The sequence below is a fragment of the Mycolicibacterium arabiense genome, from assembly GCF_010731815.2.
In the GTDB taxonomy this organism is placed as follows: Bacteria; Actinomycetota; Actinomycetes; order Mycobacteriales; family Mycobacteriaceae; genus Mycobacterium; species Mycobacterium arabiense.
Map to the genome: position 1 here is coordinate 3,198,706 of NZ_AP022593.1, position 20,629 is coordinate 3,219,334.

Annotated in this window: 9 protein-coding genes; 5 read left to right on the forward strand and 4 right to left on the reverse strand. The window is 69.8% G+C overall.

The window, feature by feature from the left end:
- The first annotated feature begins 52 nt into the window (after positions 1 to 52).
- Positions 53 to 10,945, forward strand: coding sequence for a type I polyketide synthase (locus tag G6N61_RS17115; RefSeq protein ID WP_163919594.1), 10,893 nt, complete (start codon positions 53 to 55; stop codon positions 10,943 to 10,945).
- A 48-nt stretch (positions 10,946 to 10,993) separates the two neighbouring features.
- Positions 10,994 to 11,785, forward strand: coding sequence for an SDR family oxidoreductase (locus G6N61_RS17120; RefSeq protein ID WP_163919595.1), 792 nt, complete (start codon positions 10,994 to 10,996; stop codon positions 11,783 to 11,785).
- Here the strand turns inward: G6N61_RS17120 and G6N61_RS17125 are convergent.
- Entirely contained in the window at positions 11,782 to 12,864 is a 1,083-nt protein-coding gene (locus G6N61_RS17125) for an NAD(P)H-dependent amine dehydrogenase family protein (RefSeq protein WP_163919596.1), read from the reverse strand. The genes G6N61_RS17120 and G6N61_RS17125 overlap by 4 nt on opposite strands.
- A 245-nt stretch (positions 12,865 to 13,109) precedes the next feature.
- On the opposite strand from G6N61_RS17125, the gene G6N61_RS17130 reads away from it, so the two are divergent.
- The gene (locus G6N61_RS17130) at positions 13,110 to 14,945 is read left to right on the forward strand and encodes an acyl-CoA dehydrogenase (protein WP_163919597.1); all 1,836 of its coding nucleotides are present in this window, start codon (positions 13,110 to 13,112) and stop codon (positions 14,943 to 14,945) included.
- A 358-nt stretch (positions 14,946 to 15,303) separates the two neighbouring features.
- Here G6N61_RS17130 and G6N61_RS17135 read toward each other — a convergent pair whose 3' ends face one another.
- Positions 15,304 to 16,137, reverse strand: a complete 834-nt coding sequence (locus G6N61_RS17135) for a GNAT family N-acetyltransferase (protein ID WP_163919598.1) — start codon at positions 16,135 to 16,137, stop codon at positions 15,304 to 15,306.
- Positions 16,138 to 16,179: 42 nt separating this feature from the next.
- The gene (locus G6N61_RS17140; RefSeq protein ID WP_163919599.1) at positions 16,180 to 17,106 is read right to left on the reverse strand and encodes a TIGR03564 family F420-dependent LLM class oxidoreductase; all 927 of its coding nucleotides are present in this window, start codon (positions 17,104 to 17,106) and stop codon (positions 16,180 to 16,182) included.
- Between the two features lie 42 nt (positions 17,107 to 17,148).
- Here G6N61_RS17140 and G6N61_RS17145 point away from each other — a divergent pair, with 42 nt between their 5' ends.
- Both G6N61_RS17145 and G6N61_RS17150 read left to right on the forward strand, forming a co-directional pair.
- The gene (locus tag G6N61_RS17145; protein WP_163919600.1) at positions 17,149 to 18,270 is read left to right on the forward strand and encodes a TDT family transporter; all 1,122 of its coding nucleotides are present in this window, start codon (positions 17,149 to 17,151) and stop codon (positions 18,268 to 18,270) included.
- Positions 18,271 to 18,279: 9 nt separating this feature from the next.
- A complete protein-coding gene (locus tag G6N61_RS17150) occupies positions 18,280 to 19,098 on the forward strand; it encodes an MOSC domain-containing protein (RefSeq protein WP_163919601.1) in 819 nt (272 codons plus the stop codon).
- Between the two features lie 147 nt (positions 19,099 to 19,245).
- Here G6N61_RS17150 and G6N61_RS17155 read toward each other — a convergent pair whose 3' ends face one another.
- Entirely contained in the window at positions 19,246 to 20,547 is a 1,302-nt protein-coding gene (locus tag G6N61_RS17155; protein WP_163919602.1) for an acetyl-CoA C-acetyltransferase, read from the reverse strand.
- Positions 20,548 to 20,629: the final 82 nt, after the last annotated feature.

Here is a 20,629-nt window from a genome sequence, read left to right on the forward strand (position 1 = left end):
AACGTGTCATAGTGGCCCCCGACGTTGAACGTGGCACGGGGAGGACAGCTGCATGGTATCCGTCGAAGGCCCGACCGATCCGGCCCCTCGTTTCGCCATCGTCGGGTATGCGGCGCGCCTGCCTGGGGCCAGAGATGCAGATGAGTTCTGGGGATTGCTGCGTGACGGCCGTGACGCGATTTCCGAGGTGCCGCGGGACCGCTGGGACGCCGACGAGTTCTTCGACCCCGAACCAGGTGTGCCCGGCAAGATCGTGACCCGTCGTGCCGGGTTCGTCGACGACGTGACCGGGTTCGACGCGCCGTTCTTCGGGATGGCGACGCGTGAGGTCCGGCTGATGGACCCGCAGCACCGGATCCTGCTCGAGACGGCGTGGCGCGCGGTCGAGCACGCGGGCATCGCCCCGTCCTCGCTGGCCGAGAGCAACACCGGTGTGTTCGTGGGTCTGGCCACCCACGACTACCTGGGCATGCAGTCCGACGAGCTGACCCACGACGAGATCGAGGCCTACATGGCCATCGGGACGTCGAACGCCGCGGCGGCGGGACGGATCAGCTACCGGCTGGGCCTGCAGGGTCCGTCGGTCGCCGTCGACACGGCGTGCAGCTCGTCGCTGGTGGCGATCCACCAGGCGTGTCAGGCGCTGCGCCTGGGCGAGTGCGACCTCGCGCTGGCCGGTGGTGCGAACGTGCTGCTGGCCCCGGCCACCATGATCACGTTCTCGAGTGCGCGCATGCTCGCACCCGACGGTCGGTGCAAGACCTTCGACGCGGCCGCCGACGGCTACGTCCGCGGCGAGGGCTGCGGCGTCATCGTGGTCAAGCGGTTCGAGGACACGGTCCGCGACGGTGACCGGATCCGTGCCGTGATCCGTGGTAGCGCCGTCAACCAGGACGGCGCCTCGGGCGGCCTGACCGTGCCCAATGGCGTTGCGCAGCAACGGGTCATCGCCGCCGCCCTGAAGTGCGCGAACCTCGAACCCCGTGACGTCGGATACCTGGAGGCGCACGGCACCGGCACGTCGCTGGGCGACCCGATCGAGGCGCAGGCCGCGGGTGCGGCGCTCGGCGTCGGACGCGCACCGGACCAGCCGCTGCTGATCGGCTCGGCCAAGACCAACATCGGGCACCTGGAAGCAGCCGCAGGCATCGCGGGCGTCATCAAGGTGGTCCTGTCGCTCGAGCACCAGACCCTGCCCAAGCACCTCAACTTCGAGAACCCGTCACCGCACATCCCGTGGGAACGGCTTCCCGTGGAAGTGGTTCGACAGACCACCCCCTGGGAGGACGGCGGCCGTCCTCGCATCGCCGGGGTCAGCTCGTTCGGGTTCGCAGGCACCAACGCTCACGTCATCCTCGAGGAGGCACCCACCCCTGCGGCCCCGGCGTCCGACACCGCGCCGGAAGATGGCCGTTACCACGTACTTCCACTATCGGCGCGGACGCCTGCCGCGCTGACCGAGGTCGCCGGGCTGTACCGCAGCTGGATGAGCGAGCACCCCGAGGCCGCGCTGGCCGACGTGTGCTTCACCGCCGGCGCGGCACGTGCGCACCTCGAGCAACGCGCCGCGCTGGTGGCCGACACCAGGGAATCCGCCATCGAGCTGCTCGGTGCGCTCGCGGACGACCGCCCGGCACCCGGCCTGGTGCGCGGCGAAACCCATGACACCCCCAAGACCGCCTGGCTGTTCACCGGCCAGGGCAGCCAGTACCCCGGCATGGCCCGGGAGCTGTACGCCGCCGAGCCGGTGTTCGCCGAGACGCTGGACCGGTGCGCGGCCGCGGTTGCCGACGTGCTCGAGAAGCCGCTGCTGGACGTGATCTTCGGGGTCGATGAGCGCTCGCGCGAAGAGCATGGCGTCGATGAGCGCTCGCTGCAGCAGACGTCCTATGCGCAGCCGGCCCTGTTCGCGGTCGAGATGGGCCTGGCCCGCCTGTGGCAGTCCTGGGGCTTCGAGCCCGACGTGGTGCTGGGCCACAGCGTCGGCCAGTACTCCGCGGCGTGCGTCGCCGGGGTGTTCGGCATCGAGGACGGCGCGCGGCTGATGGCCGAACGCGGCCGCCTCTTCGGCAGCCTGCCCGCGGGTGGCCGCATGGTCGCGGTGTCCACCGCCGCCGAGCGCGTCGAGCGTCTGACCGACGACTACCCGACCCTCTCGGTCGCGGCCTACAACGGCGGCAACACCGTATTATCCGGTCCCGCAAACGATCTGGAGTCCGCCGTCGCCGTGCTGGCAGCCGACGGCGTGCGGTGCGACTGGCTGGACACCAGCCACGCCTTCCACTCGGCACTGCTGGATCCGATCCTCGACGAGTTCGAGTCGTACGCCGACGGGTTCGAATTCGCCGAACCGCAACGGATCTTGATCGACAACCGCACCGGCGCCGCGCTCGGCAGGAGTGTGAAGCTCGACGGGCCGTATTGGCGCCGCCACGCGCGCCAACCCGTGCAGTTCGCCAAGAGCGTCCGCACCCTCGCCGAACTGAACTGCAAGCTGCTGGTCGAGATCGGGCCGCGACCGGTGCTCACCGCGGCGGCCCTCGGCGCCTGGCCCGATCCGGCGACCGCACCGCGGGTCATCACGTCGCTGCGCCGAAACACCGCCGATCACAGGCAGATCACCGAAGCCGTCGCCGACGCCTACGTTCTGGGCCACCTGCCCGACTTCGCCGCGTTCGCCAAGAGCCGGGCACGCAAGCTCGACCTGCCCACCTATCCGTTCGAGCACCGCGAGTACTCCTTCCGCGACGGTCAGCAGGCCGACCGGCGGCGCGACAAGCAGCGGGCGACCCAGTCAATGACGAACGACCGCTACGAATTCCGCTGGGACGTCTCGACCACTCCCGTCTCCGACGGTGGCGCGGACGCCGACTGGATCCTCGTCGGCGACGGCGGCGACGCGATCCGCCCCCTGGTCGACCTGCTGACCGCGCGCGGCCACCGCCACCGGGTCCTCGGGTTGCCGTCGTCGGATGCCGAGGAGTCGGAACTCGCAGACGCGTTGCGCGCTGCGGCAGCGCACAGTTCGGCCCTGCGCATCCTGGACGTCGCGGCGCTGTCCGGTTCCGCGCCCTCGATGCGGTCGTTGCTGCGGATGCACCACGACGTCCTCGGCGGAACGCGGCGACTCCTGCGCGCCGCGGCGGCCGCCGACCTGCGCGCACCCGTCTGGGTGGTGACCCGCGGCGCTCAACGAGTCACCGACGCCGACGGCGTGTCCCCTGATCAGACGTGCCTGTGGGGTTTCGGCCGCGCCGCAGCACTCGAATTGCCGCACATATGGGGTGGTTTGGCCGATCTGCGCGACGGCGGCACCGCCGAGTGGTCCGAACTCGTCGACCGGATCTCCGCACCGGCGGGCACCGCCGCCAGGGAGGACCAGATCGCGCTGCGTGGTCGCACGGTCTACGTCCCCCGCTTGGTCAGGCGGGTCGCACAGCCGAGCGGTGCGCCATTGAGCGTGCGCGGCGATGCCACCTATCTGGTGACCGGAGGCCTCGGCGCGATCGGCTTGGAGATCGCCGGGCACCTGGCCGGCCTGGGCGCCAAGCACCTGATCCTCACCAGCCGACGCGCACCCGACGACGCCGTCGCCCAGCGCATCACCGCACTGGGCGACCAGCACGGCTGCGACGTCCGCGTCGTCACGGCCGACGTCGCCGATGCGCACGACGTCGCACGCCTGCTGGCAGTCGCGCGGGCCGAGATGCCACCGCTGGCGGGCATCGTGCACGCGGCAGGCGAGATCGCCACCACCGCCCTGACCGACGTCGACGACGCCGAGGTGGATCGCGTATTCGCAGGAAAGGTCTGGGGTGCATGGCATCTCAGTGAGGCAGCCGCTGACCTCGAACTCGACTTCTTCATCAGCACCTCGTCGATCGCCGCGGTGTGGGGCGGCTTCGGTCAGACCACCTACGGCGCGGCGAACGCCTTCCTCGACGGGCTCGCGTGGCGGCTGCGCGAACAGGGCATCGCCGCAACCAGCGTGGACTTCGGCCCCTGGTCGGCGGGCATGGCCGACGCCGACTCCCGCGCGCGCCTGGAGCAACGCGGTGTCCGGACCCTGTCCCCCGCCGATGCCCTCGCGGGTCTGGCCGACGTCGTGGCGACGTCCGCAGCGCACGGCGGGTCGGCCCAGGGCGTGGTGGCCCGGATCGACTGGGCCCGCTTCCTCCCGCTCTACCAGCAGGCGGGACGGCGAGCGTTCCTGGCCGAACTGGAACGCGAGGCGCCCACCGCACCGACGGCAGCACTGCCCACCACCGCGTCGGGCAAGACGCAACTGGTCGAGCAGCTCACCAATGCTCCCGTCCAGCAACGCAAGCGGCTCCTGACGGACTACCTGCGCAACGCGGTCGCGGAGGTGACGCGCGTGGACGTCGATGAGATCCGCGAGGACGCGGGGTTCTTCGACCTCGGCATGGACTCGCTGATGGCCGTCGAACTGCGACGTCGGATCGAACAGGGCGTCGGCAAGGAGATTCCCATCACGCTCGTGATGGACCATCCCCGCCCGACGGACGTCGCCGACTACCTGCTCGGCGACGTGCTCGGTCTCGGTGAGCAGGCCGCGCCGGCACCGCGCCCGGCACCCGCGGCGCGGACGAGCACCGACGAGCCGATCGCGATCGTGGCGGTGTCGTGCCGCTTCCCCGGCGCGCCCAACCCGGAAGCGTTCTGGGAGCTGCTCGCCGACGGTGTCGACGCGATTCGCGAAGTCCCCGAGGACCGCTTCGACATCGACGAGTTCTACGACCCCGATCCCGACGCCGCGGGCAAGACCTACACGCGCTTCGGCGGATTCCTCGACGGCATCGACGGATTCGACCCGGAGTTCTTCGGCATCTCCCCGCGCGAGGCCGTGTGGATCGAGCCACAGCAGCGGCTGATCCTCGAAACCGTGTGGGAGGGCCTGGAACGCGCCGGGTACTCGCCTGCGTCGCTGCGCGGCAGCTCGACCGGCATCTTCACCGGCGTGGCCGCCAACGAGTACGCCCACCTGCTGTCCGCCGAGTCGATCGACAAGATCGAACCCCACTTCATCACCGGCAATGCGCTCAACGCCATCTCCGGTCGCGTCGCGTTCGCGCTGGGCCTCGAGGGTCCCGCGGTCGCTTTGGACACCGCGTGCAGTTCGGCGCTGGTGGCCGTGCACCAGGCGTGCCTGGCCCTGCGGTCCGGTGACTGCGACATGGCGCTGGCGGGCGGGGTCAACGTCCTGCTCAGCCCCGTGACGGTCGTCGCCGCGTCGCGCGCCCGCATGCTGTCCCCGGCGGGACGGTGCAAGACGTTCGACGCCAGCGCCGACGGCTACGTGCGCAGCGAGGGCTGCGGCATGCTGGTGCTCAAGCGGTTGAGCGATGCCGAGCGCGACGGCGACCGGATCTGCGCCGTCATCCCCAGCAGCGCGGTCAACCAGGACGGCGCGTCCAGTGGCCTGACCGTGCCCAATGGTGGTGCGCAGCAACGGCTCATCGGCACGGCCCTGACCCGTGCCGGCCTCACCGGCGGAGACGTCGACTACCTCGAGGCCCACGGCACGGGCACCCCGCTGGGTGATCCCATCGAGGTCCAGGCCGCCGCAGCCGCCTACGCCGACTCGCGCGACGCGAATCGGCCGCTGCTGATGGGGTCGGTGAAGACCAACATCGGCCACACCGAGTCCGCCTCGGGCGCAGCAGGACTGATCAAGGTCGTGTTGTCGCTGCAGCACGGCCTGCTGCCGAAGAGCCTGCACTTCGACAACCCGTCACCGCACATCCCGTGGGACGAGCTGCCGGTACGGGTCGTCGACGAGGCGACGCCGTGGCAGACCAACGGCAGGCCGCGCCGGGCAGGCGTGAGTTCCTTCGGCTTCACCGGCACCAACGCGCACGTGCTGATCGAAGAGGCACCGCAACCGGAAGAAGCACCTGCGGAGACACCGCAGCCGGAGGATCAGCGGGCCGACGTGCTCGCGCTCTCCGCGCGGTCACCGGAAGCCCTCGTCACGCTGGCTCGGCGGTACGAGACCTGGTTGACCATCAACCCGGACGCCGACCTCGGCGACGTCTGCCTCACGGCAGGCACGGGCCGTTCGCACCTCGAACACCGCGCCGCACTCGTCGTGGACTCGATCGAGGGCGCGCGTGCAGCGCTTGCCGACCTGGCCGAGAACCGCCTGCGCCCCGGCGTCGTTCGAGGCGAGCACACGCATCGTCCGACCACGGCATGGTTGTTCACCGGACAGGGCAGCCAGTACCCGGGCATGGCCAGGGAACTGTTCGCCCACGAGCCGGTGTTCGCCGAGACCGTGCAGCGCTGCGCCGACGCGGTGGCCGACATCGTGGCGCGCCCGCTGCTGGACGTCGTGTTCGCCACCGATCGCGAGACGGGCGGCGAAGCCGGAAAGGCGTTGCGCGACACGGCGTTCGCACAGCCCGCGCTCTTCGCGGTCGAGATGGGCCTGGCCCGGCTGTGGCAGTCGTGGGGCATCGCACCCGACGTGGTGCTCGGGCACAGCGTCGGCCAGTACGCAGCGGCCTGCGTGGCCGGGGTGTTCAGCCTCGAGGACGGCGCGCGGTTGATGGCCCAGCGCGGCAAGCTGTTCGGCAGCCTGCCCGAAGGCGGGCGGATGGTGGCGGTGTTCGCCGACGCCAAGCACGTCGAGGAGGCCGCAGGCGCGTTCCCGCGCGTGTCGGTGGGCGCCTACAACGGCCCCAACACCGTGCTCTCGGGCCCTGGCGAGGACCTGGAACGGCTCGTCGCGACGTTCGAGGACGAGGCGATCCGCTGCACCTGGCTGCAGACCAGCCATGCCTTCCACTCCGAACTGCTGGAGCCGGTGCTCGACGAGTTCGAGTCCTACGCCGCCCTACTGCGGTTCGCGACCCCGACGTTGCCGCTGGTGTGCAACCGCACCGGGGCCGTGCTCACCGCGCAGACCCCGCTCGACGCCTCCTACTGGCGGCGGCACTCCCGCCAACCGGTGCAGTTCGCAGAGAGCGTGCGCACGGTCGCTGCACTCGGCTGCTCGGTGCTGATGGAGATCGGGCCGCAACCGGTGCTGACCGGTGCCGCCGTGCAGGTCTGGCCGGAGCACCTGGCGGCTCCGCGCGCCATCGTCTCGCTGCGCAAGGGCGTCGGCGATCGGCGTCAGATCGCCGATGCGCTGGCCGCGGCCTACGTCGGCGGGCACCAGCCCGACTTCGCCAGCGTGCACGGCAGGCCCGGCCGCAGGCTGGAGTTGCCCACCTATCCGTTCCAGCATCGCCGCTTCTGGCCGAAGACCTCCGGGCTCGCCACCGAGGGCGGCGGGCCTGCGGTGTCCGGCATCCTTGGCAACGCCAAGGACCTCGCCTCGGGCGACTCCGTCTACACCAGCAGACTGTCCGTGAAGTCGCAGCCGTGGCTCTCCGACCACGTCATCTACGGCACCGTCGTGGTGCCCGGCGCGACGTATGCGGCGATGGCGCTGGCCGCGGTCGGTACGCCCGCGCGGGTCAAGGACGTCTTCTTCTACGAGCCGATCATCCTGCCCGAGAAGGCTTCCCGCGAAGTCCAGCTGACGCTGCATCCGGTCGAGGACGGCAGCGGCTTCACGTTCACCGTGCACAGCCGCCCGTACGGCGTGCGCGACGCGGAGTGGGCGCTGAACGCCGACGGCACCGTCGCGGCCGGTGTGGCCGACGACGGCGACGTCACCGACGAGCCCGAGGGCACGCAGCCCGAAGCCGTCGAGGAGACGATCGAACGACTGAACCGCATGCGTCCGCAGGAGCTGTTCGAGACCTTCGCCGACATGGAACTGGCGTGGGGGCCGACCTGGTCGGGATCCCTGAAGTCGCTGTGGCTCGGTGACGGTGAGGCGATCGGCGACATCCTGGTCGGTCCCGAACTCGCCGAACAGCTCGGTACCGAGCCGATGCACCCGGTGCTGATGGACCTGTGCACCGGCGTCGCCTTCCCCGCGTTCCCCGCGCTCCTGGCCGCCGAGCAGGGCGTCAGCGATCTGTTCCTCCCGCTGCGGTACGGGCAGGTGACGCTGCGGGAGAAGATGCCCCGGCGCTTCTACTGCCGCGCCACCTGGCACGCGAACGACCTGGACAACGAGACCCAGGTGTTCGACCTGGACTTCGTCGACCGGGATGGCCGCCACCTCGGCGGTATCCGCGAGTTCACCGTCAAGCGCGCGCCTCGGGAGGCACTGCTGCGCGGTCTCGGCGGCGACGCGGCCCGCCTGCTGTACACCCTCGGCTGGCACGAGGTGCCGGTGCCGCCGACCGACGGTGGCGGAAACGTCAACGGCACGTGGCTGATCGCCGGATTCGACGAACTGGCCGCCATGGTGCCGGGGTGCATCCCGTTCGATCGCGCCGCCGATGCGGAGCAGCTGGGACGGGTGCTGGCCGACGCCCACGAGCGGGGCGTCGGTTTCTCCGGGGTCGTGTGGCGGGCCAGCACGCCGGGTTCGGCAGAGGAGGGCCTCGGCTCGGGCAGCGCGGTAGCGCGGGTCGAGACCGAGATCGCCAACCTGCTCAGCGCCGTACACACCGTGCAGCGCGGCGACGTGAAACTGCCCGGCGGACTGTGGATCGTCACCGAGCGGGCCGTGGCATGCGAGTCCGTCGAGCCCGTCGACCCGGTACAGGCCGCACTGTGGGGCTTCGGCCGCACGGCGATCAACGAGGAACCCGCGCTGCGCGCCAAACTGGTCGACTGCGACGGATCACCCGAGGCCGTGACCGCGCTGGCAGCCCTGCTGGCCACCCCCGTCGACGAGCCGGAACTGGCTGTGCGGCAGGGCAAGCTGCTTGCCTCACGGCTGGTGCCGTGGGCCCGTACGGGCCATCTCACGGTGCCACGCGGCGGCGACTACGTCCTGGCACCCACCGAGCGTGGGGCGATCGACAACCTCCGTCTGACCGAGAAGGACGTGCCGTCGCCGGACGAGGGCTACGTGCAGGTTCGGGTGGAGGCCGCGGGCCTGAACTTCCGCGACGTGCTCAACGTCCTCGGCCTGTACCCCGGCGACCCCGGACCGATCGGCGGTGACTTCGCCGGCGTCGTGACCCAATTGGGCGACGGCGTAACGGGACTCGAGGTGGGCCAGCGCGTCTACGGCTCGATGCAGGGTGCGTTCGCCAGCCGGTTCAACGTGCCCGCGCTGTTCCTCGCACCGATTCCGGACGGGGTGAGCGCGGTCGAGGCCGCGACGATTCCGGCTGCTGCGCTGACGGTGCGGCTGTCGTTCGACTGGGCTCGGCTCAAGCCGGGCGACAAGGTGCTCATCCACGCCGCCAGCGGTGGCGTGGGGCTGGCAGCCGTGCAGATGGCGCAGCAGTGCGGTGCCGAGGTGTTCGCGACGGCCAGCACCTTCAAGCGGTCGACGCTGAGCAAGCTCGGCGTGAAGTACGTCTACGACTCCCGCACAACCGACTTCGCCGATCAGATCCTGGCGGACACCGGCGGTTCGGGCGTCGACGTGGTGCTCAACAGCCTGACCAACGAGGGCTTCATCGAGGCGACGCTGCGGGCCACCGCGACGGGCGGCCGCTTCGCCGAGATCGCCAAGCGTGACATCTGGTCGCCGGAGCAGATGGCCGAAGCCCGGTCGGACGTCGCCTACGAGATCGTCGCGTTGGACACGGTGATGCTCACCGAACCCGAGCGCATTCGCGATCTGCTCACCGAGGTGTCGGAGGGACTGGCCGATCGCGTCTGGACGCCGCTGCCCGCCGAGATCTACCCGCTGACCGAGGCGCGGGCCGCGTTCCGCCGCATGCAGCAGGCCCGGCACATCGGCAAGATCGTGCTGCAGATCCCGGATCCGTTGGCGCCGCGGGCCGATCGGAGCTACCTGATCACCGGTGGTCTCGGTGCGATCGGCCTGCACACGGCGTCGTACCTCGCCCAGCTCGGCGCCGGCGACATCGTGCTGACCAGCAGGCGTTCACCCGACGCCGATGCGCACCGCGTGATCGACGACATCACCGAACGCTTCCGCTGCCGGATCCACGTCATGACGGCCGACGTCGGCGACGAGGGCGAGGCCGCCGGGCTGCTGCAACGGATTCGCGCGGAGTTGCCGCCGCTGGCGGGTGTGGTCCACCTGGCGGGCGTGCTCGACGATGCACTGCTGTCCCAGCAGAGCGTCGAGCGCTTCCGAACGGCGATGGCTCCCAAGGCCTTCGGTGCCTGCTACCTGGACCGTCTGACCAGGGACGACGAACTGGACTTCTTCATCGTGTCGTCCTCGGTGTCGAGCTTGTTCGGCTCACCCGGACAGGCCAACTACGCCACCGCCAACGCGCTGCTCGACGGCCTGGTCGCGCAGCGACGTGCGATCGGACTGCCTGCCACCGGCGTCAACTTCGGCCCGTGGGCCCAGGGCGGCATGGCTTCCTCGGAGGCCGCGACCGCGAACATCAGTGCCCAGGGCCTGATTCCGCTGGAACCCTCGGCGGCGCTGAGTGCGCTGGCGGAGGTCGTCGCGAACGGCACCGGTCAGGCGACGGTCGTCAAGGCCAACTGGCAGCGTGCCGCGAAGGTGCTTGGCGCGTCCCGTCCCCCGATGCTCGACCTGGTGTTGCCGAGTGCGGCCGGTGAGGCGGTCGGTGACAGCGAGCTGCTGCGGCAGCTGCAGGAGATACCGGTGCAGCAGCGCGCAGGGTTCGTGACGGAGTTCCTGCAGCGCGAGGTGCAGAACTTCCTGCGGCTCGCGCAACCGCCCGCGGCGACCAGCCGGTTCCTCGACCTCGGCACGGACTCGCTGATGGCGATCGAACTCCGCAATCGGTTGCACAGTCAGTTCGGTGGCGCGTTCACGATCAACGCGACGGCGGTGTTCGACTACCCGACGATCGGAGGGCTCGCCGACTACCTGGTGGGTCAGCTACCGGACGCCGAGACGTCGGATGCGCCTGCGCAGGAGGCGGAGCCCGTCGCAGCCGCCGGTCACTGAGCATTGGACACTGATCGCGGTGCGGGGCTCAATCGTGAGGAGAGACGTATGACGAAGTCAGTGTTCATCACCGGTGGCGCGACGGGCATCGGCCGGGCGACGGCGCTGCTGTTCGCCAAGCAGGGCTACCTCGTCGGCGCCTACGACATCGACGAGGCCCGGCTCGAGGTGCTCGAGCGCGACGTCGCCGCACTCGGGGGTCGCAGTGTCGTCGGCCACCTCGACGTCACCGACGCCGCGGAGGTGGCGCAACGGCTCGGCGAATTCCACGAGGCGGCGGGTGGACGGCTCGACGTGCTGATCAACAACGCGGGCCTGCTCAACGCCGGGCGCTTTGAGGAGATCGCGCTCGACGTGCACCATCGTGAGATCGAGGTCAACGTCAAGGGTGTGGTCAACGGGCTGCACGCCGCGTTCCCGTACCTGAAGTCGACCCCGGGCTCCGTCGTCGTCAACCTCTCGTCGGCGTCGGCGATCTACGGTCAGGCCGAACTCGCCAACTACAGCGCCACGAAGTTCTTCGTCCGCGCCATCACCGAGGCCCTGAACCTCGAGTGGGGCACCTACGGCATCCGCGTCATCGACATGTGGCCGCTGTACGTGCAGACCGCGATGACCCGTGACGTGAAGACGGGCACCACCGATTCGCTGGGCATCCGGTTGACGGCGGAAGACATCGCCGCGGGCATCGTGGCCGCGGTCGATCCCGCGCTACCGCGCAAGGTGCTGCGCCAGGTGCACTTCCCGGTGGGCGTGCATGCGAAGGCACTCGCGGCGGGTGCGCGGTTCTCGCCGGCGTGGCTCACCCGCTGGGTGAACAAGCGCCTCGCGGGCCACTAGTCGGCCCAGCGCGTCGCCTCGACCTCGTCGGGCAGCGGCGCGTGCAGCGGCACGTCGAGTCCGTCGTAGATGCCCGGCTTCTGCGTCGAGAGCCATTCGATGGCGCCGAGGAGGCGGTTCGCGGCCGTGGTGTTGCCGCCGTCGGCGCGCGTACCGCCGGGCACGTCGGCCCGGGTGACGATCGTGAGCTGCGGGTCGCCGTCGATGATGACGCGGTGGTCGCCGACGCCCTCGTCGGGCTGCGGCCAGTCCGGCGCGCACGCCGGGTCGATGCGGGTGATGTGCTCGACGACGACGCGCTGCTTGCCGCCCGACCACCCGATCACCTTGAGGAAGAACGCGCCCAGGGTGCCCTCCTCGAAGTGACCCATGACGTTGTCGACCGGATGTTCGAGCGGGAGCCGCTCGACCTCCTCGGTGATCTCGTCGATCTCGAGGCCCAGCCCCCGGCCGATCAGCCGGATGTTGCCGCCCCACACCATCGTCGGGACCGATGGCAGCAGCATCATCGGCGTCTCGTCCATCAGACCGCCGAAGCCGCACGACACCCGCACGGCATACGGCTGGTCGTACGTGGAGTAGTCGAAGATCTCCTGGCACCGGATGGTGCGGATCCGCGTGCAGAGACCGGCCGCCATCACGGCCAGCGCGTCGTTGGCCCAGCCCGGGTCGACGCCGCTGACCAGTAGTGCGGCACCGCCCTCCTCGGCGGCGGTCGTCAACCTGTCGACCCACTCCGCGGGCGCGGACCTGGGGTCGTACATCGAGTACAGCGACGGCGTGACGACGACCTTGCCCGCCCGCAGGCACCGCTCGATGTCGGCGAGCGCGTCCTCAGGCCGGATGTCGCCCGAGGCCATGTAGGCGACGGCGTCACAGGTCAGCAGCGCCGCGTCGACGTCGAGGCTCACGGCCACGCCGGTGGGTTCGGCGAGGCCCGCGAAGTCGCCGGCGTCGCGGTTCGCCTTGTCCGGGGAGGACGTGATGACGCCGGTCAACTCGAGACCCGGAAATGCCGTCGTGGACCGAATGGCGGTCGCTCCCATGTTGCCCGTACCCCAGACCACCACACGCCTCATCTGGCACACCCTAGTGGCGACGGAGGCCTGCTCGTGGCAGACATCACATTCCCGAGAAAGCCCAGGTCAGTCCGCCCAACCAACCGTTTGGGCAGGTCGCCGTGCCTACCGCCGGTAGCGAGCGACGGAAATTAGCTCGTCAGGCCTTTGCGTTGAAGTTACCGGGCGGTATAGTAAGCAGTTACTGGTGGGTAACTTAGGACCAAGTACCCAACCGCAAATGGATTTCTCATCGAGGAGACAGCGTGAGCCACTACAAGAGCAACGTCCGTGACCAGGTATTCAACCTGTTCGAGGTCTTCGGTCTCGACAAGGCGCTCGGCGAGGGCTCGTACAGCGACCTCGACGTCGACACCGCGCGGGAGATGCTCGCCGAGGTGAGCCGCCTGGCCGAGGGCCCGATCGCAGAATCGTTCGCCGATTCCGACCGCAACCCCCCGGTGTTCGACCCCGAGACTTACACGGTCAAGCTGCCCGAGCCGTTCAAGAAGTCGGTGCGCGCGGTCACCGAGGGCGGCTGGGACAAGATCGGCTTGGACGAGGAACTCGGTGGCGTCGCGATGCCTCGCGCGCTGCAGTGGGCGCTGGTCGAGCACATCCTCGGCGCCAACCCGGCCGTGTACATGTACGCGATGGGCGCGGGGTTCGCGAACATCTTCTACAACCAGGCCACCGAAGAGCAGAAGAAGTGGGCCATCCTGGCTGCCGAGCGCGGCTGGACCTCGACCATGGTGCTGACCGAGCCCGATGCCGGTTCGGACGTCGGCGCAGGCCGCACCAAGGCCATCCAGCAGCCCGACGGCTCGTGGCACATCGAGGGCGTCAAGCGCTTCATCACCTCCGGTGACGCCGACGACCTCGGCGAGAACATCCTGCACCTGGTGCTGGCCCGCCCCGAGGGCGCCGGCCCCGGCACCAAGGGTCTGTCGCTGTTCTTCGTGCCGAAGTTCCTGTTCGACTTCGAGACCGGTGAGCCGGGCGAGCGCAACGGCGCCTTCGTCACCAACGTCGAGCACAAGATGGGCCTGAAGGTCTCCGCCACCACCGAGCTGTCGCTCGGCCAGCACGGCGTCCCCGCCAAGGGCTGGCTCGTCGGCGAGGTGCACGACGGCATCGCGCAGATGTTCGAGGTCATCGAGCAGGCCCGAATGATGGTGGGCACCAAGGCCATCGCCACGCTGTCGACCGGCTACCTGAACGCACTGGAGTACGCCAAGAGCCGCGTGCAGGGTGCCGACATGACCCAGATGACGGACAAGACGGCGCCGCGCGTGTCCATCACGCACCACCCGGACGTCCGCCGCTCGCTGATGACGCAGAAGACCTACGCCGAGGGCCTGCGCGCGCTGTACCTGTACACCGCGACCTTCCAAGACCACGCAGTCGCCAACGCGCTGCACGGGGTGGACGGGGAGCTGGCCTCCAAGGTCAACGACCTGCTGCTCCCGATCGTCAAGGGCGTGGGTTCGGAGCAGGCGTACGCCAAGCTGACCGAGAGCCTGCAGACCTTCGGTGGTTCCGGCTTCCTGCAGGACTACCCGGTCGAGCAGTACATCCGCGACGCCAAGATCGACTCGCTCTACGAGGGCACCACCGCCATCCAGGCGCAGGACTTCTTCTTCCGCAAGATCGTGCGGGACAAGGGCGTTGCGCTCGGCTACGTGGCCAGCCAGATCGAGACGTTCATCAAGAACGAGTCGGGCAACGGACGCCTCAAGGCCGAGCGTGAACTGCTCGCGACCGCGCTCGCCGACGTGCAGGGCATGGCGGCGACGCTGACCGGCTACCTCATGGACGCCCAGACCAACCCGAGCAGCCTGTACAAGGTCGGCCTCGGTTCGGTCCGGTTCCTGATGAGCGTCGGCGACCTGGTGCTCGCGTGGCTCCTGCAGGAGCAGGCTGCCGTCGCGATCGCCGCTCTCGATGCCGGCAGCGCCGGTGCCGACCGCGCCTTCTACGAGGGCAAGATCGCCGGTGCGTCGTTCTTCGCGAAGAGCTTCCTGCCGCTGCTCACCAGCACCAAGGCAGTTCTCGAGAACATCGACAACGAGATCATGGAGCTGGACGAAGCGTCCTTCTAAGACTCCATGCGCTCAGGGCCCCCGCTTCGGCGGGGGCCCTTTGCGTTGGAGATGGTGTGCCGGCGAAAGGCCGCCGAGTCCCAACAGGCACACCAGTCGCCAGCGGAAGCACTCGACTCGACTCGCGAATGTTCCACCTGACGAGCGAATTGCTATATCGCCCGTTGGCGGGGCCGATACTCGAATCACCCGGTGCCGCTGGCTCAGCCGCCGATTCGCTGGCCAGATGGGACAACCGCGGGTCGAGTGGGCCGGCCCGTCCGGTGGCTGCTGTTACTACTGTGACGAAGTCCGTCGAGTGTGGGCCCTATGCACGCAAATGGGCGTTCGGGCGTACACGAGGCCCACGCTCGGCGCGCTACTCCGTCAGCACCAGCACCGCGCGGGTGTAGAGCAACTGGAAACCCTTGCGCTGCACGTTCTTCTGCGACGTCGACCCGGGTGCGGTGGTCACGACCGCCAGATCGCAGCCCGCCGCGGCGGCGTCGCGTAGCCGGGCCGCCAGCAGCGCTGCCTGCACACCGCGGCGCCGGAACGCCGGGGCCGTCGCCGCGCCGGTGAGCTGCGCGATGCCGTCGGTCATCCGCACGCTGCCCCCACCCGCGACCGCGTCGCCGCAGAGTGCCACGTACGCGACGGCCCCCGCCGCCGTGAAGTCCCGCATCGCGCGGTCGACGACGTCGCGGGGGAAATCCTCGTGGCTCGGCACGCCCTCGCCGTCGGGGTGCGCGAAGCCCTCGACCACGACGTCGACCCAGGCACCGAGTTCGCCTGCGACGGTGGGGCGTACCTCCACGTCGGCCCGGACGCCGGGCGGGTCGACGGGCAGGGCGAGGCCCAACACGTCCTCGAAGCCAGCGAGCCGGTAGCCGCGATCGGAGAGCAGCGCGACGACGGCGGGGTCGGCGAGGTTGGACAGTTCGACCTGCACGGGGCCATGCCGAAGGAGCCGTGCCTCGACGTCGGCCCAGTCATCGGGCACGCCCCCGAACCCGAGGCCGACGACCTTGTTCATCGGCGACCCGTCCTCGGCAAAGCAGCCGTGGCCCCCGCCGACGGGCAGCGTGAGACCCGGGGCACCACGTCGTCGCGCGGCCTCGGTGCCGGCCACGATCAACTGGGCCTCGGCCGCCTCGATGCGCCGGGCGAGGTCGGTACCGCAGAACAGGGGTGCGTCGATCACGCCGGGCATTCTGCGCGATGGGCGGCTGCAAGGGAACCGGTTTTCGCCCGCCTACCCGTCGATCTCACGCATCAACGCGCGGGTGCGTGCCCGGCCTTCGGGCGACGTGTCGAACACGGCGCCCACGAACTCGTCGACCCCGGCAGATTCGAGTTCCTCGATCCGGCCGCGCACGGTGTCCTCGTCGCCGATGATCGCCGCGTCCTCGGGACCGGCGAATCCCTCGCGGTCCAGCATCGCCCGGTAGGACGGCAGCTGGCCGTACATCGCGAACTGCTCGGCAGCCTGCTTGCGCGCGCCGTCGACGTCGTCGGTGACGCTGATCGGCAGGGCCGCCACCACCCGGACGTCGCTCTCGGCCCGGCCCGCGTCGGCGGCGGCCTGGCGCAGCGTCGGCGTGACGTGCCCGGCCAGTGTCGCGGGCCCCGTCATCCAGGTGCAGGTGCCGGACGTGCGACGCCCGGCGATCTTCAGCAGCTGCGGACCGAGGGCCGCGATGTAGACGTCGGGCTCCGGCGCGCCGGGGACCATCAGCGCACCGCGGGTGGTGGTGATCTCGCCGGTGACGTCGGCGGGCTGACCGGCCAGCAGCGGCAGCAGGCCGTCGAGGAACTCGTTGAGCCTGCGCACCGGCCTGTCCCACGGGATGCCCCACATGCCCTCGGTGACGGCCTGGTGCGTCATGCCGAGGCCCAGGGTGAACCGGCCGCCGGACGCGAGGCTCGTCGTCAGCGCGCGCTGCGCCATCTGCATCGGGTGCTGATTCTGGATCGGCACCACACCGCTGGCCACCTCGATGGTGTCGACCTCACGCAGTGCCACCGCCACGATGGCGAGAAGGTCTGGCTCGTAAGGCAATTGGCTCATCCAGATGCGGCGGAAACCCTCGTCGCGCAGCATCGACAGGTTCTCGATCGTCGCGTCGATCGGCGATGCGCTGCCCGCATCCTTGAGCTGTCCAAACATACTGACCTGCATGACCCACACGCTCCTTCGTGATCGTCCCCCGAGCATCGAACCATGACGACCGAACTCGCCCGACTGCAGAACTTCGGGCCGAACTGGTTCGCGTCGGTGATGGGCACCGGGATCGTGGCCACCGCTGGCGCGACGCTGCCGATCCACGTCCCCGGGCTGCACGTCTTCTCGCGGTGCGTCTGGGTGGTCGCGGCGGTCCTGCTGATCGTGTTGATCGTCGCGGTGACCGTCCAGTGGGTCCGACACCCGACGGTGGCGCGCGGGCACGTGCACAACCCGCAGATGGCGCACTTCTACGGCGCCGCACCGATGGCGTTCATGACGGTCGGCGCGGGCGCGCTGCTCGTTGGCCACGACCTAATCGGCGAGCGCTTGGCCGTCGACCTCGCGTGGGTGCTGTGGACCACCGGGACGCTCGGCGGGCTCTTCACCGCCATCTCGATCCCCTACCTGATGTTCACCGAGATCAACGTCGGACCGGATGCGGCGTTCGGCGGCTGGCTCATGCCCGTCGTGCCGCCGATGGTGTCCGCGGCAGGCGGCGCGCTGCTCATCCCGCACATGGCGCCGGGCACGGGCCGCGAGACGATGCTCTACGGCTGCTACGCGATGTTCGGGCTGTCACTGGTCGCGGCGCTGATCATCATCTCGATGATCTGGAGCCGACTCGCGCACTACGGGACGTCGGGCACGGCGCGCGTGCCGACGCTGTGGATCGTGCTGGGACCGCTGGGGCAGGGCATCACCGCGGCCGGCCTGCTGGGCACCCAAGCCGCACTCGCGGTGCCGCCGGAGCTGGCGACCGGGATGGCGATCTTCTCGGTGCTGTTCGGGGTACCGGTGTGGGGCTTCGCCGTGCTGTGGATCGCGTTGGCCACCGCCCTGACGGTGCGCACCATGCGCCGCGGCATGCCGTTCGCGTTGACCTGGTGGAGTCTGACGTTCCCGGTCGGCACCTTCGTCACGGGGACCACCCAATTGGCGGTGCACACCGGGCTGCCGGCGTTCCACGTCGCCGCGGGCGTGGCGTACGCGTGTCTGCTGTGTACCTGGGGGTTGGTGACCGTGCGGACCATGCGCGGCAGCGTGGGCGGGAGCCTGTTCCAGCCGCCTGCGTCCGCGGGCCCGATCACGGCCAAGAAGGACCAGCCGGCGGGGAATTAGGGTGCGTGCATGAGTTCCACCCAGCAGCCGTCCGTGGGAAGCCTCTACCGCTACCCGGTGAAGTCGATGCTCGGCGAGACCGTCGACGCCCTCGACGTCGACGATCGGGGAGCGAGAGGCGACCGGCAGTGGGCGCTCGTCGACGACGTCACCGGCCGGGTGGCCAGCGCCAAGCAGGCCCGGCTGTGGCGCACGCTGCTGACGTGCAGTGCCCGCCTGGACGACGGCCGCGTGCTCATCTCGCTGCCCGACGGGTCGACGGTGACGGCCGGCGAGGACGGCGTCGACGACGTGCTGTCGGAGTTCCTGGCGCGGCGGGTTCGCATGTCCGACAGCCGCGAGGAGGGCGCGTCGCTGGAGCGCGCCGACCCGGACCAGGTGCTCGATCAAGGGGTGGACGCGGAGGTCGACGCGCCGCTGCTGGAGTTGGCCGAGGCGACGCCGGGTGACTCGTTCGTCGACTTCGCGCCGCTGCACGTGATCACGACCGCGACGCTGAACCACATCGGGATCGAAGCGCAGCGCTACCGGCCCAACGTGGTGATCGAGACGCCGCCCGGCTATCCGCCCTACACCGAGAACGAATGGACGGGACGCACGCTCGTGCTGGGTTCCGCTCGCCTGACCGCACTGGGGCCGACACCGCGCTGCGTGGTGCCGACCCTCGAACACGGCCGACTCGGCCGGGCACCGCAGGCACTGCGGACCCCGGCGGTCGAGAACCGGGTCCAGTCGTTCGACTTCGGGGAGCTGCCGTGCGCTGGGTCGTACGTCGCGGTGGCGGTGCCGGGGACCCTGCGGGTCGGCACGCCGTTCACGGTGGACTGAGCCACCTGGAGAACGGGCCCGGAAAAGATAAGTGCCCCGTGTTGCCGTCGGGTCGGGGGGTCAGACGGCAACACGGAGCTATCAGGTACATCGGTACGTCTTCCGTGGGCGTTACAGACCCTCGGAAGTTTTTTCCGACTTTTCTTCCTAGGCCTCGAGGATGGCGGTGACGCCCTGGCCGCCGGCCGCGCAGATCGAGATCAGACCGCGCACGGGCTGCCCAGTCTCCTTCTTCTTCTCCGCCAGCTGCTTCGCGAGCTGCGCGACGATCCGGCCACCGGTGGCGGCGAACGGGTGCCCAGCCGCCAGTGACGAGCCGTTGACGTTGAGCTTCGAGCGGTCGATGCTCCCCAATGCCGCGTCCAGGCCGAGGCGGCCCTTGCAGTACTCGTCGGACTCCCACGCGGCGAGCGTCGCCAGCACCACCGACGCGAAAGCCTCGTGGATCTCGTAGTAGTCGAAGTCCTGCAGCGTGAGGCCGTTGCGGGCCAGCAGACGCGGCACCGCGTACGTGGGCGCCATCAGCAGACCGTCGGGGCCGTTGACGTAGTCGACCGCAGCGGTCTCGCCGTCGACGAAGTAGGCCAGGACGGGCAGGTTGCGCTCGGCCGCCCACTCCTCGGTCGACAGCAGTGTCACCGATGCCCCGTCGGTCAGCGGCGTCGAGTTGCCCGCGGTCATCGTCGCGTCGCCGTTCTTGACGCCGAACACCGGCTTGAGTTTGGCGAGCTTCTCGGCCGACGAGTCGGCACGCAGGTTGTTGTCGCGGTAGAGCCCCAGGAACGGCGTGACCAGGTCGTCGAAGAAGCCCCGGTCGTAGGCGGCGGCCATGTTCTGGTGGCTGGCGGCGGCCAGTTCGTCCTGGTCGACGCGCTTGACGCCCATCTCCTTGGCGGTGATGGCGGCGTGCTCGCCCATCGACAGGCCGGTGCGGGGTTCGCCGTTGGTGGGGATCTCGACGCCGACGGCGGCGGGCAGCTTGCCGACGAGCTTGAGCCGGTCGACGTTCGACTTGGCGCGGCGCAGGCCCAGCAGCACGCGGCGCAGGTCGTCGCCGAAGGCGATCGGCGCATCCGAGGTGGTGTCGACGCCACCGGCCGCGCCGGAGTCGTACTGGCCGAGCGCGATGCCGTTGGCCACCGCGATCGTCGACTGCAGGCCGGTGCCACACGCCTGCTGCAGGTCGTAGGCCGGCGTGTGTGGGTTGAGCGCCGAGCCCAGCACGCACTCGCGCATCAGGTTGAAGTCGCGGCTGTGCTTGAGCACCGCACCACCGACGACGGCGCCGAGGCGCTCGCCCTCGAGGTGGAAGCGGTCGATGAGTCCACCCAGGACGGCGGTGAACATGTCCTGGTTGGAGGCGTTGGCGTAAGCACCGTCGGAACGGGCGAACGGAATGCGATTGCCGCCGAGAATGGCTACTCGCCGGGCGGTCTTGTTCTCTGCCACGTCTACCTCGCTAGTTCCATGAGTTCGGTTTGGTTCTGAATGGCGCGGGTCATCAGAGGTGTCGAGGGTCATACTACCCACC

Bases quoted from the DNA above. Each gene is read 5' to 3' on its own strand.
- G6N61_RS17115 (WP_163919594.1), top strand. From the start codon at position 53: ATGGTATCCGTCGAAGGCCCGACCGATCCGGCCCCTCGTTTCGCCATC.
- G6N61_RS17120 (WP_163919595.1), top strand. From the start codon at position 10,994: ATGACGAAGTCAGTGTTCATCACCGGTGGCGCGACGGGCATCGGCCGG.
- G6N61_RS17125 (WP_163919596.1), bottom strand. From the start codon at position 12,864: ATGAGGCGTGTGGTGGTCTGGGGTACGGGCAACATGGGAGCGACCGCC.
- G6N61_RS17135 (WP_163919598.1), bottom strand. From the start codon at position 16,137: ATGCCCGGCGTGATCGACGCACCCCTGTTCTGCGGTACCGACCTCGCC.
- G6N61_RS17140 (WP_163919599.1), bottom strand. From the start codon at position 17,106: ATGCAGGTCAGTATGTTTGGACAGCTCAAGGATGCGGGCAGCGCATCG.
- G6N61_RS17145 (WP_163919600.1), top strand. From the start codon at position 17,149: ATGACGACCGAACTCGCCCGACTGCAGAACTTCGGGCCGAACTGGTTC.
- G6N61_RS17150 (WP_163919601.1), top strand. From the start codon at position 18,280: ATGAGTTCCACCCAGCAGCCGTCCGTGGGAAGCCTCTACCGCTACCCG.